Origin of the sequence: Cellulomonas oligotrophica (genome assembly GCF_013409875.1) — a bacterium.
In the GTDB taxonomy this organism is placed as follows: Bacteria; Actinomycetota; Actinomycetes; order Actinomycetales; family Cellulomonadaceae; genus Cellulomonas; species Cellulomonas oligotrophica.
On record NZ_JACCBK010000001.1, the window covers coordinates 3869614 to 3883779 of the forward strand.

Sequence of the window (14166 nt, forward strand, 5' to 3'; positions counted from 1 at the left end):
GCGTCAGAACACCCAGGAGCACACCGGCGCCACGGGCCAGCCGAACGCGGCCGCCGCGCCCGTGACGTCGTAGCCGTCGCGCACCTGGACCAGGCCCGCGCGGGCCATCGCGGTCAGCGAGCGCCCGCCCAGGTACGCCGCCCCGAGCTCGCGCACGTCGAGCAGCACGTCGCCCGGGCCGTCGGCGCGGGTGACCTCGACGTCACCGTGGGCGGTGGCGCGCACGCGCCACGTGCCCGCGTTCGCCGGCAGCCGGTCGTCGCGGACGTCGAGCACCACGTCGACGTCCGCGGCGTAGCTGCGTGCGGCGAGCGCCGCCGGCACGTCGACCAGCCGGACCCACAGGTTGTCCGCGAGGCGCGGGCCCGCGGGCCGGGGGTCCACCAGCAGGTGCAGCAGCGGGTGGTCCGCCGGGAGCATCGGCGACTCGACCGTGCTCGTCAGGTCGAGGTCCAGCAGGAACGACCACAGCGCGTGGGTGGCGGCCGCGTCGAGCGCGTGCGCCTCGCGCACCCGGACCGTGTAGGCCGGACCGGTCGGCTCCCAGCCCTCCTTCCGGGCGAACGTCGCGTACCCGCGTGCCGCGCCCTGGGCGTCGTGGACGGTCGCCAGCAGCATGGCCTCGGTGCCGCCGCGCCACGCGGGCGGGTCCACGACCATGCGCCGGCGCAGCGCCGCGGAGTCCCGGGTCATCCAGCCGGGGCGGCCCGCGCCGGCCCGGCGGTGCAGGTCGTCGACGAGGTCGGCGTGCTCCTCGGCGTCCAGGTGGGTCAGCCGCACGGTGAGGGCGTCGGCGCCAGGGACGGGTCGCAGCGCGGCACGGCGCGGCAGCGTCAGCCGCACGTCGTCGGCCGCGCAGCCGTACCCGAACCGGCCGTAGATGGCGGTCTCGGCGGCGAACAGGGCCGAGACGCGCTCGCCGCGCTCGACGCAGCGCGCCAGGTGGTGGTCGATCATCGCGGTCAGGACGCCCCGCCGCCGCTGCTCGGGACGCACCCCCACCCAGGTCAGACCGGCGCACGGCACGGACCCGCCGGGCACGGGCATCGTGAACGCGAACGACCCGTGGGCGCCGGCGAGCGTCCCGTCGGGCGCCTCCACCGCGCCGAGCCGGTCGGTCGGCACGCTGAAGGGGACGACCTCCTCGACCGCGGGGTCGAGCGTCCCGGCGAACGCGAGCCGGCTGACGGCCCGCATCTCGTCGGCACGGTCGGCGGGCAGGGCGAGCGGGCGGTACCCGTCAGGCAGCGGTGGCATGGTCCCATCGTGGCCCGGGCGGGCCGTCGCGCGCACACGCATATCCGCCCGCGCGTCGTCCCTGGTCAGGTGTCCCGGACGCAACGTAGTGTCGCCTGCGTGGGCACGCCCGAGGACGAGGCCGGCCGCGCGCAGCGCGCCTGGGCGGTCCTGCGCGGGCAGGCGGCCCGGTCGCAGCCGCGCACCGCGGCGCTGCTGTACGTCGTCGCCGTCGGGCTGGCGCTGGCCGTGGCCGCGCAGCCGCTGTGGTTCGTGCCGTCCGCGTTCGTGCTGCTCCTGCTCGTGGGGGCGTTCCTGCTGCGGTGGCGGGCGCTCGTCGTCCTCGTCGCCGAGGTCGTCGTCCTCGTCGTCGTCCTCGTGCTCGTCGGGCCCGCCGCACCGGCGCCCGGGGTGCTGGCCGTGATCGCGCTGGCGTGCGTCGCCGTGCTGGTGTTCGCCCGCGAGCGCGAGCGCCTGGGCCTGCAGGGCGCACCGGGGGCGCTCATGCTCGTGGACCTGCGCGACCGGCTGGCCGCGGCGGGCCGGATGCCCACGCTGCCGTCGGGCTGGGTCGTCGACGCCGACGTCCGCTCGGCGCACGAGGCCGCGTTCTCCGGGGACTTCCTCGTCTCGCGCGTCGTCGACGGCGGCCGGCGCCTGGAGGTCGTGCTCGTCGACGTCTCCGGCAAGGGGCAGGACGCGGGCGTGCGGTCGCTGCAGCTGTCGGGGGCGTTCTCCGGGCTGCTCGGGGCCATGCCGCCGGAGCGGTTCCTGCCGGCCGCGAACGCCTACCTCGTCGGCCAGGCGTGGGACGAGGGCTTCGCGACGGCCGTGCACCTGACGATCGACCTGCGCACGGGCGACTACCGGGTGGCGACGGCCGGCCACCCGCCGCCCGCGGTGCTGCACGCCGGGTCGGGGCGGATCGAGGTCCTCACCACGGCGGGGCCGGCGCTCGGCGTCCTCGACGACGTCGACCCGGTGCCGTCGACGGGCCGGCTGCACCCCGGGGACGCCGTCGTGCTCTACACCGACGGGGTCGTCGAGCAGCGGGGGCGCGACGTCGACCAGGGCATCGACCGGCTCCTCGGCGTGGTCGAGAGCGCGGTCGCGGCGCGGCCGGGCGGTGCGCGCGACGTCCTCGCGGGGGTGCACGCGGGGGACGACGACGACCGGGCCGTCGTCGTGGTGCGCCGGGGCTGAGGGGTGGACGACGCCTACGCGGGCGAGGTCCTCGACCTCGTCGAGCAGATCCCGCCCGGCCGCGCGATGACGTACGGGCTGGTCGCGGAGGTGCTGGTGGACCGGGCGCGGGGTGCCGGGCGACCCGCCCGCGGCGGGCCGCGCCAGGTGGGGCAGGTCATGGCGGCGGGCCTGCGGGACGTGCCGTGGTGGCGGGTCGTGGACGCGTCCGGGCGGCCGCCGGCCCGGCACCTGGCGCGGGCGCTGGCGCACCTGCGCGACGAGGGCACGCCGCTGACCGGTGACGGCGCGCGCGTCGCGCTGCGCGCCGCGGTGTGGTTCCCCGAGGACTGAGCGGCCGCCGACGCCCGCGCCGGGCACGGGCGTCGGCGGGACGGGTCAGGACGGCGCGCGCCGGGAGCTGATGACCCCGGTGTCGAAGCCCGCCAGGTGCAGGCCGCCGTGGAACCGGGCGTGCTCGATCTTCAGGCACCGGTCCATGACGACGTCCAGCCCGGCGGCCTGCGCGCGCCGCGCCACGTCCTCGTGCCAGGACCCGAGCTGCAGCCACAGCGCCTTCGCGCCGACCCCGAGGGTCTCGTCGAGCACGGTCGGCAGGTCGTCGTGCCGGCGGAACACGTCGACGAGGTCCGGGACCACCGGCAGGTCGGCCAGCGACGGGTACACCGGCCGCCCGAGGATGGTCGCGGCCCGGGGGTTGACGAGGTAGACGTCGAACGGCGAGCTCGACAGCAGGTACGTCGCGACGAAGTACGACGCGCGCGACGGGTTGTCCGACGCGCCGACGATCGCGACCGACCGGGTGCGCCGCAGCAGCGCGAGCCGCTCGGGGGCGCTCGGGCCCTGCCAGGTGCGTGCCGCGCTCATCGGGCCACCTCCGTGCCGGTGCGGTCGCGGCCCGTCGCCGCGGTCAGGGCCTGGTCGAGGTCCCACAGGATGTCCTCGACGTCCTCCAGGCCCACGCTGATGCGCACGAGGTCCTCCGGCACGCCGGCCGCCTCGAGCTGCTCGCCGCTCAGCTGCTGGTGGGTGGTCGAGGCGGGGTGGATGACGAGCGTGCGCGCGTCCCCGACGTTGGCCAGGTGGCTGGCCAGCTGCAGCTGCTCGATGAACCGGCGCCCGACCTCGCGGCCCGGGCGCTCGTCGGTGCCGGCGACGCCGAACGCGAACACCGACCCCGGCCCCAGCGGCAGGTACCGCTGCGCGCGCTCGTGGTGCGGGTGCGAGGGCAGCCCGGCCCACAGGACGTACCCGACGCGCGGGTCGTCGTCGAGCCACTGCGCCACGGCCCGGGCGTTCGCCAGGTGGGCGTCCATGCGCTGCGCGAGCGTCTCCACCCCCTGGAGCAGCTGGAACGCGGACTGCGCGGACAGCGCGGGCCCGATGTCGCGCAGCTGCTCCGAGCGCAGCTTGGTGAGGAACCCGTACTCGCCGAAGTTGCCCCACCACTGCACGCCGCCGTACGAGGCCACGGGCTCGGTCATCTGCGGGAACTTGCCGTTGCCCCAGTCGAACCGCCCCGACTCCACGACGACGCCGCCGAGGGTGGTGCCGTGCCCGCCGAGGAACTTCGTCACCGAGTGGATGACGATGTCCGCGCCGTGCTCGATGGGGCGCACGAGGTACGGCGTCGAGAGGGTCGCGTCCACGACGAGCGGCACGCCCGCCGCGTGCGCGACCTCCGCGAGGCCCGCGAGGTCCGCGACCTCGCCCGACGGGTTCGCGACGACCTCGGTGTACACGACCTTCGTCTCGGGACGGATCGCCGCCGCGTAGTCCGCCGGGTCGGTGCCGCGCACGAACGTCGTCTCCACGCCGAACCGGCGCAGCGTCACGTCGAGCTGGGTGACCGTGCCGCCGTACAGCTGGGCGGAGGCCACGACGTGGTCGCCCGCACCGACGAGCGCGGCGAACGTCACGAACTCCGCGGCCATGCCCGACGCGGTCGCCACCGCGCCGATCCCGCCCTCGAGCGAGGCGATCCGCTCCTCCAGCGCGGCGACCGTGGGGTTGCCGATCCGGGAGTAGATGTTCCCGTACTTCTGCAGCGCGAACAGGTTCGCGGCGTCGTCGGTGTCCTGGAACACGAACGACGTCGTCTGGTAGATCGGCACCGCCCGGGCGCCGGTCGCGGCGTCGGGGATGCCGCCCGCGTGCAGGGCGCGGGTGCGGAAGCCGAAGCGGTGGTCGCTCACGGGTCTCCTGTCGTGGTCGTCGCCCGGACGGGCGGGGTCAGCGGGACGTGGTCGACGGGGCGCTGAGGCCGGCGGCCGCGACGAGCGCCCCCACCTGCTCGACGGCCCACGGGTTCTGCAGCGACGTCGTGTCGCCCAGCGTCGTGCCCTCGACGAGCTGCGTGAGCAGCCGCCGCATGATCTTGCCCGACCGGGTCTTGGGCACCTCCGGGACCAGCAGCACGTGCCGCGGCTTCGCGACGGGCCCGATCGCGTGCGCCACGTGCGCGCGCAGCTCCTCGCGCAGCGCCGCGCCCGCCGCGAGCCACGCCGCGACGTCCTCCACGGGCCCCGGTACGACGGACGGCACGACGAACGCCGCGACGGCCTGCCCGGTCACCGGGTCCGCGACGCCCGCGACACCGGCCTCGCCGACCGCCGGGTGCGCGACGAGCGCCGACTCCACCTCGATCGTCGACAGCCGGTGCCCCGAGACGTTGATGACGTCGTCGATCCGCCCCAGCAGCCACACGTCCTTGTCGTCGTCGTACGACGCACCGTCGCCGGCGAGGAAGTACCCGCCGTGCTCCCCGTGCCCGGCGAACCTGCGCCAGTACGCGTCGAGGTACCGCTGCGGGTCGCCCCACACCGTGCGCGCCATGCCCGGCCAGGGGCGCTCGACGACGAGGAACCCGCCCTGCCCGGGCGCCACCTCGGCACCGTCCTCGCCGACGACCTTCGCCGCGACGCCCGGCAGCGGGCGGGTCGCCGAGCCCGGCTTGAGCGTGGTCGCGCCGGGCAGCGGCGCGATCATCGCCGCACCCGTCTCCGACTGCCACCAGGTGTCGACCACGGGCACCTCGTCGCGCCCGAACGTGCGCCGGAACCACACCCACGCCTCGGGGTTGATGGCCTCCCCGACGGTCCCGAGCAGGCGGATGCTCGACAGGTCGTGCCCGCCGGGCAGCTCCGTCCCGAACCACGTCATGAACGTGCGGATCAGCGTCGGCGCCGTGTAGTACGTCGTCACGCCGTACCGCTCGATGACCTCCAGGTGGCGCTCGCGGTGCGGGGCGTCGGGCGTGCCCTCGTAGATCACCTGCGTGAGGCCGTTGGCCAGCGGCCCGTAGATCTCGTAGGTGTGCGCGGTGACCCACGCGAGGTCGGCGGTGCACCAGTGCACGTCGTCGTCCTTGGCGTCGAACACCGCCCAGTGCGACCAGGCGGCGTGCGTGAGGTACCCGCCCGAGGTGTGCACCAGGCCCTTGGGCTTGCCGGTGGTGCCGGAGGTGTAGATGACGAAGAGCGGGTGCTCGGCGTCGAACGCCTGCGGCTCGTGCACGTCGGGCTGGCGGGCCACGACGTCGTCCCACCAGACGTCGCGCCCGGGCGTCCAGGGCACGTCCTGGCCGGTGCGGCGCACGACGAGCACGTGCTCGACGTGGTCGAGGCCTGCGACGGCCTCGTCGGCGGCGGACTTGACCTCGACGTCCTGCCCGCGGCGGACCTGCCCGTCGCTCGTGACGAGCAGCTTGGCCCGGGTGTCCTGGACGCGGAACCGCACGGCCTCGGCGGAGAACCCGCCGAACACGAGGGAGTGCACGGCGCCGATCCGCGCGATCGCGAGGGTCACGACGACGGTCTCGGCGATCACCGGCAGGTACACCACGACGCGGTCGCCGGGGCCGACACCGAGCTCGGTGAGCGCGTGCGCGGCCTGCGCGACCTCGCGCTGCAGCTGGGCGTAGGTGATCGAGCGGCGGTCGCCGCGCTCGCCCTCGACGTGCAGCGCGACCTTGTCGCCGCGACCGGCCGCCACGTGCCGGTCGACGCAGTTGACGGCCACGTTGAGGCGCCCGCCGACGAACCAGCGGGCCTGCGGCACGGTCAGCTCGTCGGGCGCGCCGCCGGCCACGGGCACCGGCGGCTCCCACTCGTGCGCGACGGTCCAGGGCGTGTCCCACTGCAGGCGTCGCGCGGCGTCCTCCCAGAACGCGACGGGGTCGGCGTCGGCCGCGGCCCACGCGTCGGGACCGACGTTGGCCTGCGCGGCGAACGCGGGCGGTGGCGGGTACGCGCGGGTCTCGGTCTGCAGGGCCGTCAGGGTGGTCATGCGTACCTCCGCAGCAACGCACGCTCGGCGAGCGCCACGATCGAGTCGGACAGCTTGCCGAGCAGGGCCAGCAGCACGATGGCGAGGAAGATCCGGTCCACGCGGCCGTTGTTCGCCGAGTCGTTGAGCAGGAACCCCAGGCCCATCGACGAGGCGATGAGCTCGGCGGCCACGAGGAACAGCCACGCCTGGGCGAGCGCCAGCCGCAGCCCCGACATGAGCGAGGGCAGCACGGCCGGCAGCTGCACGGTCGTCAGCAGCCGCACCCCGCGCAGGCCGAACGCGCGCCCGGCCTCCACCAGGTGCGGGTCGACGTGCCGCAGCGCGGCGGCCAGCGTGGTGAACAGCGGGAAGAACGCACCGATCGCGACGAGCGTGATCTTGGAGTCCTCGCCGATCTTCATCCACAGGATCAGCAGCGGCACCCACGCCAGCGACGGCACGGCGCGCACCGCCGCCAGCGTGGGGGACAGCAGCACGTCACCGGCTCGCGAAAGCCCGACGAGCGCCCCGAGCACGAGGGCCACGCAGCCGCCGATCGCGAAGCCGAGCAGCACCCGCTGCACCGAGATCGCGATGTGCGTGCCCAGCTCGCCCCGCTCGAGCAGGTCGACACCGGCGAGCCAGACCGCTGTCGGGGACGGCACGCGGTACGCGGGAACCTGGCCGGACGAGGTCGTCCACCACCACACCGCGAGCACGAGGAGCGGCACGACGGCGCCGCCGACGGTCCGCACGACCCGGCGCGACCAGAACGGCGCGCCGCCGCGGCCGCCACCCGTCGGGGCGGCGGGTCGGCGTGGACCGCTGTCGAACGGGTTCAGCCCGCGTGCGGGCCGTCCGTCGCTGTCGACGACGGGGCCGGTGCCCGGGCTGCCCAGGACGGGTGGCGGGGTCATCGTCAGCCCGCCACGCGCGACGGGTCGGCGGCCTCGGCGAACGTCGGCTCGAACAGCGTGCCGAGGGCGTCGTCGATCGCGGCCTGGTCGGACACGTCGCCGGACTCGACGAAGATCGGCCCGACGACCTCGAGCACCGCCCGCTGGTCGTCGCCCGGCACGGGGTCGACGTCGAGGTTGGTGCGCTCGACGATCACGGTCTCGGCGACGGCGGGGTCGATCGCGGCGACCTCGGCGAGGATGTCGACGACCTCCTGCGGGTTCTCCTGCGCGTAGGCACGGGCCTTCTCGTACGCGTCGACGACGACCTGCGCGACGTCGGGGCTGGCCTCGAGGAACTCCTCGGTGGCGTTGAGGAACCCGTAGGTGGTGAAGTCGATGTTCCGGTAGAGCAGCTCGGTGCCGGACTCCGCCTGGCTGGCGGCCATGATCGGGTCGAGGCCCGCCCACGCGTCGACCGAGCCCTGCTCGAGGGCGGTGCGCCCGTCGGCGTGCTGGAGGTTCTGCACCTCGACCTCGTCGAGCGGGACGCCGGCCTCGTCGAGCGCCTGCAGCAGGAAGAAGTACGGGTCGGTGCCCTTGGTCGCGGCGACCGACCGGCCCGCAAGGTCCTCCACCGACGTCACGTCCGAGCCCTCGGGCACGACGATCGCCGCCCACTCGGGCTGGGAGTAGATGTCGATCGTGCGGATCGGCGAGCCGTTGGACCGGGCGAGCAGCGCCGCCGAGCCGGCGGTCGACCCGACGTCGATCGCGCCGGCGCGCAGCGCCTCGTTGGCCTTGTTCGACCCGGCCGACTGCACCCACGTGACGGTGACGTCGTCGCCGAGCGTCTCCTCGAGCCAGCCCTGCTCCTTGATGACGAGGCTGAGCGGGTTGTACGTGGCGAAGTCGATCTCGAGGGTGTCCGTGCTCCACGTCCCGCCCGTGGCGGCGGGCTCGGCGGCGGCGTCCTCACCGGCGACGCAGCCGGTGAGCACCAGGGCGGTGGCGAGGGCCAGGGCGGTGCTGGGTGCGGCGGTGCGCAGGGTCATCGTGCGTCCTTCGGGGTGGCGGGCCGGGGCCCGGGGAGGGGGTGGGGCGGGTCAGATGGAGTGGTGCGCGTCCGGGTCGGCCGCGGCGTGGTGGGTGGCGACGCCCAGGCCGTCGAGCAGGCGCACGCGCAGCTCGGCCAGGCGCTGGTCGGCGCGGTCGCGGGGTCGGGCGCCGGGCACGTCGACGACCTCGGCGACGCTCGGCGTGCCGTCCGGGGCGCCGGCGAGGGTGCGCAGCAGCAGCACGCGGTCGGCCAGGTAGAGGGCCTCCTCGACGTCGTGGGTGACGAGGAGCACGGTGGTCGGCTCGGCGGCGTGCACGTCGAGGAGCAGCTCCTGCATGCGCAGGCGCGTCAGCGCGTCGAGCGCCCCGAAGGGCTCGTCGAGCAGCAGGACGCCGGGGTTGCGGGCCAGCGCGCGGGCCAGCGACGCGCGCTGCGCCATGCCGCCGGAGACCTGCCGGGGCCGCAGCCCCGCCGAGGCCTCCAGCCCGACCAGGTGCAGCAGCTCGGCGACGCGGGCGCGCCCGGCGGCCTTGTCGGTGCCGGGCCGCAGGCCGAGGGCGACGTTCTGGGCGAGCGTGCGCCACGGCAGCAGGCGCGGCTCCTGGAAGGCGACGGCCGTGCGGGTGTCGACCCCGGTGACGGGGGTGCCGTCGAGCAGGATCTTCCCGCCGTCCGGGGCGTCGAGGCCGCTGACCTGGCGCAGGAGGGTCGACTTGCCGCAGCCGGACGGGCCGACGAGGGCGACGATCTCGCCGGCGTGCAGCTCGACGTCGACGGACCGCAGCACCGTGTGCGGGCCGGCGGGCGTCGCGAACGCGCGCCGCACGTCGCGCAGCGCGACGGCGTGCGCGCGGCGGTCGGTGGCGACGGGGCTGGTGAGGGCCATGGGGGACGTCCCGGGGGTCGTGCGCGGGCGTCCGGCGGCGCCGGTCGACCACGCGGGGGTGGTGGGCACCGGCGGGACCCGGGGTGACCGGGTCGGCGTGCTGGGGTCAGCAGGGGCCGGTGCAGGGGCACATGCAGCACATGTGACAGCACCGGGTCATGACGGCGGGGGAGGGCGCGGTGCGCACGGCGGTCATGCGGGCCCTCCTCCGGTCGGGGTGGCGTCTCACGATGTGAGAGTCACCGTTCATCTGGTGGTCAGCGTAGGCGACGCGGGCGCGGCGCGGCAACGGCGCGCCACCAGATGGACGCAGGTCCACCCGGTGGCGCGCCGCGGGTCGGGTGCGCGCCGGCGCCGTGCGGTCAGGCGCGGGGCGCGACCCCCTGCGGGAAGACGTCGGCCCACAGGCGGGCCACCTCGGGCAGCGACCGCGGGTCGCACTGCACGAGCATCGTCGTCACCGCCGTGGTCCGCCACGCCTCCAGCCGGGCGCGCACGTCGGCGGCCGTGCCGACGAGGGCGACGTCCTGCACCAGCTCGGTCGGCACCGCGGCCGCCGCCCGGGCGCGGTCCCCGGCGAGGTAGTGCGCCTGGATCTCGTCGCAGGCCTCGCCGTAGCCGAGCCGGTCGAGGACGGCGCGGTGGAAGTTGGCGCCCTTGGCCCCCATGCCCCCGGCGTACAGCGCGACGAACGGCCGCACCTGGTCGGCGGCCTGCTCGACCCCGTCGGCCAGCACGACCGGCACCGTCGCGGTGACCTCGAACTGCTCGGGCGCGCGCAGCCCGGGCGCCCGCCGGGCGAAGCCGTCGGCCAGCAGCTGCCGGTGCTCGGCGTCGGTGCGCGGGGAGTAGAACAGCGGCAGCCAGCCGTCGGCGATCTCGGCCGACAGCGCCACGTTGCGCGGCCCCTCGGCGGCCAGGTGGATCGGCAGGTCGGCGCGCAGCGGGTGCACGGTCGGGCGCAGGGCCTTGCCGAGCCCCGAGCCCTCCTCGGGCGGCAGCGGCAGCCGGTAGAACTCGCCGCTGAACCGCACGGGCGCCTCGCGCGCGAGGACCTGGCGCACGACCGCGACGAACTCGCGCGTGCGGGCCAGCGGGCGCGACCACGGCTGCCCGTACCAGCCCTCGACCACCTGAGGCCCCGACGCTCCGAGGCCGAGGGTGAACCGCCCTCCGGAGAGGTGGTCGAGCGTGAGGGCTGCCATCGCCGTGGACGTGGGTGTGCGGGCCGCCATCTGGGCGATCGCCGTGCCCAGCCGCACCCGCTGCGTCGTGGCGCCCCACCACGCGAGCGGGGTGAACGCGTCCGAGCCGTAGGCCTCGGCGGTCCAGACGGAGTCGACCCCGAGGTCGTCCGCGGCGCGCACCGCCTCCTGCGCCACGGGCGGGGGACCCGCCGACCAGTAGCCGGTGTGGTATCCGAGCCGCACGTGAGCCCCTCTCGTCGCCGTCGACGTGCCGCGACCCCGCGGCGCGGCCAGGCTACCGGTCGGTACGCCCGCGGTCGCGGTCGGCGAGGGTGTTGAGCAGCGCCGCGGCCGTGCCGGGGTCGTCGACGGTGACGACGAACCGCCGCCCGCCGGTGCGCTCGACCTCCAGCGCGGCCCCGGAGCGCAGCACCACCCCGGTGCGGCCGCCCGCGCCCACGCGGTAGCCCCAGCCGCCGAAGTCGCCGAGCGGACGCACCCGGGTGGCGCGGGCCGCGACGACCTCGTCCGCCGGCACGTGCAGGCGCGGCCACCCGAGCGCGGAGCGCACGGTCAGCCCGGTGCCGTCGACGCGCACGCGGAACACCGCCGTGGCGGCCAGGAGCGCACCGAGCGCCAGCACCAGCAGCCACAGGCCGGGCAGGTCCAGCGCGAGCGCGAGGCCCGCGACGGCGACGGTCGCGCCGCCGCCGATCGCGACGGCCGCGGACCCGGTGGCGGTCCGGGTCCACGCGGCCCGCTCCCCGGGACCGAGCGGGAGCCGGTCCGCCTCGGCGGGCACCGCGCTCGTCGCGGGTCGGGCGGGGTCGCCGGGCTGGGCGAAGGCCACCAGGGCGCCGGCGGCGAGGCCCGCGGCGACGGCCAGCCCGATCGTGCCGCCCAGGGGGCCGACGTCCGCCGCGTCGTCGAGACCGCGCTGGGCGGCCAGCCCGCCCACCACGAGCACGGTGAGGAACAGGGCCAGGCCGACCGAGGTGCCCGTCGCGAGCCGGCGGGTCGACGCGTCGCGGCCCAGCCAGAACGCCAGCGCCCACGCGCCCGCGGACAGCAGGGTGACCGTCACCGCCAGCACGACGAGCTGGGACGTCACGCTGCCGAACCCGTCGGCCGTGCCGTCGGCACTCCAGTGCACGGCCACGGGGTCGGGCAGCTCGTGCGCCCAGGACCACGTGAGCAGCAGGCCCGCGCCAGCCACAGCCAGCGGCAGGACGAGTCCGAAGAGCGTGGACGCGAGCCGGTGGGGGACCGGCGGGCGGGTGGTGACGGGCGCGGTCATCGCAGGGCCTCCTGGACGAGGGTGGTGACGGTGGGGGACGCGACGTGCAGGCGGCGGGCGACGGCGGCCAGCGCGGCGACGGCGTCGTGCAGCTCGGTCAGGTCGGGCGCGGCGTGCCCGGTGACGACGGCGCCGCGCCCGCGCCGCAGCTCGACGAGGCCCTCGTCACGCAGGTCCTGGTACGCGCGCAGGACCGTGTGGAGGTTGATCTCGAGCGCTGCGGCGACCTCGCGGGCCGAGGGCAGCCGCTCCCCGGCCGCGAGCTCGCCGCGCGCGACGGCGCGGCGCACCTGGGTGGCGAGCTGGGCGTAGAGCGGCTCGTCCGCGGAGGGGTCGACGCGCAGCAGCATGGCAGCACTCTAGTTGTTAGCCAACAACTAGAACAACTCGTCGCCGAGCGCGGGTCGCCGTCCGGCGCGCCGGGCTGTCCCCGACGAGGGCGGTCCGCTCAGATGTAGATCGCCGGGTCGTCGACCTCGGCGTCGAACGGCGCCTCCACGGGCCGGCGCCGCACCTTCGCGGGCACGCCCACCGCGACCGCCCCGGCCGGGACGTCCGCGATGACGACCGCGTTGGCGCCGACCTGCGCGTCGTCGCCCACCCAGACCGGGCCGAGGATCTTCGCGCCGGCACCCACGACCACCCGGTCGCCGAGCGTGGGGTGCCGCTTGCCGCGGCGCATCGACCTGCCGCCGAGGGTCGCGCCGTGGAACAGCACGACGTCGTCGCCGACCTCGGCGGTCTCGCCCACCACGACGCCCATGCCGTGGTCGATGAACAGCCGCCGGCCGAGGCGGGCACCGGGGTGGATCTCCACTCCCGTCGCGGCGCGGGCCAGCTGGGAGACCAGGCGGGCGGCCAGCCGCAGGGGCGGCACCTGCCACATGTGGTGCGCGAGGCGGTACACCCAGATCGCGTGCACGCCGGGGTAGCCGAGGGCCACCTCGAGCAGCGACCGGGCCGCCGGGTCGTGGCGGTGGGCGGCCTCGAGGTCCTCGCGCAGCGTGCGGAGGAAGGCGGCGAGCGGGCGCATGGTGCTCCGGGGTTCGTCGGGGTGGCCGGCCCGGGGGGCCGGTCGACGTGCGACGCCCGCCGCGGGGCGGCACCGCAGTGGTGCGCGGCCCGCGGCGGGCGCGGTGTCAGTCGAGCAGGTCGGCGTAGAGCACCGAGCTGAGGTACCGCTCGCCGAACGACGGGATGATGACGACGATGAGCTTGCCCGCGTTCTCCGGGCGGTGCGCCAGCTGCGTCGCGGCGTGCAGGGCGGCGCCGGACGAGATCCCGACCAGCAGGCCCTCCTCGCGGGCCGCGCGGCGGGCCACGGACACGGCCGTCTCGGCGTCGACGTCGATGATCTCGTCGTACACCGTCGTGTCGAGGATCTCGGGCACGAAGTTCGCGCCGATGCCCTGGATCTTGTGCGGGCCGGGCTGGCCGCCGTTGAGGATCGGGGACTCGGCGGGCTCGACGCCGACGATCGTCACGCCGGGCTTGCGCTCCTTGAGCAGCCCGCCGACGCCCGTGATGGTGCCGCCGGTGCCGATGCCGGCGACGAGGATGTCGACCTCGCCGTCCGTGTCGGCCCAGATCTCCTCCGCCGTGGTGGCGCGGTGGATCGCGGGGTTCGCCTCGTTGGCGAACTGGCGGGCCAGGATCGCGCCCGGCCGCTCGGCGACGACCTCGTTGGCACGGTTCACCGCGCCCTTCATGCCCTCGGAGCCGGGGGTGAGGATGAGCTCGGCCCCGAAGGCCCGCAGCAGCGCGCGGCGCTCCTTCGACATGGTCTCGGGCATCGTCAGCACGACGTCGTACCCACGGGCCGCACCCACGAACGCCAGCGCGATGCCGGTGTTGCCGCTGGTGGCCTCGACGATCGTGCCGCCGGGGGCCAGGGCGCCCGAGCGCTCGGCAGCGTCGATGATCGCGACGCCGATGCGGTCCTTGACCGAGCTGGCCGGGTTGTAGAACTCCAGCTTGCCGACGACGGTCGCCGGCGCGCCGTCGGTGATCTTGTTGATGCGGACCAGCGGGGTGTTGCCGATGAGCGCGGTGGCGTCGTCGTAGATGCGGGCCATGGGTCTTCTCGTCCTTCGTCGCGGGTGCACGGGCGGGGCGTGGGCCGGCGGCGGGCG

14 protein-coding genes are annotated in these 14166 nt (G+C 76.0%); 2 read left to right on the plus strand and 12 right to left on the minus strand.

Translation table 11 applies throughout. From position 1 onward, the window contains the following. Positions 1 to 3: 3 nt before the first annotated feature. Complete coding sequence (locus BKA21_RS17740) at positions 4 to 1257, minus strand: GNAT family N-acetyltransferase (protein WP_140460269.1); 1254 nt, start codon at positions 1255 to 1257, stop codon at positions 4 to 6. A gap of 99 nt (positions 1258 to 1356) precedes the next feature. Here BKA21_RS17740 and BKA21_RS17745 point away from each other — a divergent pair, with 99 nt between their 5' ends. Then, on the plus strand, positions 1357 to 2439 hold the full coding sequence (locus BKA21_RS17745; RefSeq protein ID WP_239073035.1) for a PP2C family protein-serine/threonine phosphatase: 1083 nt from the start codon (positions 1357 to 1359) through the stop codon (positions 2437 to 2439). Between the two features lie 3 nt (positions 2440 to 2442). Continuing rightward, positions 2443 to 2772, plus strand: coding sequence for an MGMT family protein (locus tag BKA21_RS17750; protein ID WP_140460270.1), 330 nt, complete (start codon positions 2443 to 2445; stop codon positions 2770 to 2772). Between the two features lie 45 nt (positions 2773 to 2817). Here the strand turns inward: BKA21_RS17750 and BKA21_RS17755 are convergent, their stop codons facing one another. The 11 genes from BKA21_RS17755 to cysK form a co-directional block, all read right to left on the minus strand. After that, positions 2818 to 3306 (minus strand): CoA-binding protein, encoded by a 489-nt coding sequence (locus BKA21_RS17755; protein WP_140460271.1) that lies wholly within the window; start codon positions 3304 to 3306, stop codon positions 2818 to 2820. Beyond that, complete coding sequence (locus tag BKA21_RS17760; protein ID WP_140460272.1) at positions 3303 to 4634, minus strand: O-acetylhomoserine aminocarboxypropyltransferase/cysteine synthase family protein; 1332 nt, start codon at positions 4632 to 4634, stop codon at positions 3303 to 3305. Before BKA21_RS17760 ends, BKA21_RS17755 begins: the two co-directional genes overlap by 4 nt. Positions 4635 to 4671: 37 nt before the next feature. Beyond that, on the minus strand, positions 4672 to 6726 hold the full coding sequence (acs, locus tag BKA21_RS17765; RefSeq protein ID WP_140460273.1) for an acetate--CoA ligase: 2055 nt from the start codon (positions 6724 to 6726) through the stop codon (positions 4672 to 4674). Further along, positions 6723 to 7625, minus strand: a complete 903-nt coding sequence (locus tag BKA21_RS17770; protein ID WP_179625403.1) for an ABC transporter permease — start codon at positions 7623 to 7625, stop codon at positions 6723 to 6725. Before BKA21_RS17770 ends, acs begins: the two co-directional genes overlap by 4 nt. Positions 7626 to 7627: 2 nt before the next feature. Beyond that, positions 7628 to 8659, minus strand: coding sequence for an aliphatic sulfonate ABC transporter substrate-binding protein (locus BKA21_RS17775; RefSeq protein WP_140460274.1), 1032 nt, complete (start codon positions 8657 to 8659; stop codon positions 7628 to 7630). A gap of 51 nt (positions 8660 to 8710) precedes the next feature. Next, positions 8711 to 9550, minus strand: a complete 840-nt coding sequence (locus BKA21_RS17780; protein WP_179625435.1) for an ABC transporter ATP-binding protein — start codon at positions 9548 to 9550, stop codon at positions 8711 to 8713. 362 nt (positions 9551 to 9912) lie between these two features. Next, a complete protein-coding gene (locus tag BKA21_RS17785) occupies positions 9913 to 10980 on the minus strand; it encodes an LLM class F420-dependent oxidoreductase (RefSeq protein ID WP_140460312.1) in 1068 nt (355 codons plus the stop codon). Positions 10981 to 11032: 52 nt separating this feature from the next. Then, positions 11033 to 12034, minus strand: coding sequence for a DUF1648 domain-containing protein (locus tag BKA21_RS17790; RefSeq protein WP_140460313.1), 1002 nt, complete (start codon positions 12032 to 12034; stop codon positions 11033 to 11035). Next, positions 12031 to 12384 carry a GntR family transcriptional regulator gene (locus BKA21_RS17795; protein ID WP_140460314.1) on the minus strand — a complete coding sequence of 118 codons (354 nt, stop codon included), beginning with the start codon at positions 12382 to 12384 and terminating at the stop codon, positions 12031 to 12033. The genes BKA21_RS17790 and BKA21_RS17795 overlap by 4 nt, the downstream gene beginning before the upstream one ends. Positions 12385 to 12482: 98 nt before the next feature. Beyond that, positions 12483 to 13067, minus strand: a complete 585-nt coding sequence (gene epsC / locus BKA21_RS17800) for a serine O-acetyltransferase EpsC (protein ID WP_140460315.1) — start codon at positions 13065 to 13067, stop codon at positions 12483 to 12485. 106 nt (positions 13068 to 13173) lie between these two features. Next, entirely contained in the window at positions 13174 to 14109 is a 936-nt protein-coding gene (gene cysK, locus BKA21_RS17805) for a cysteine synthase A (RefSeq protein WP_140460316.1), read from the minus strand. Positions 14110 to 14166 lie beyond the last annotated feature (57 nt).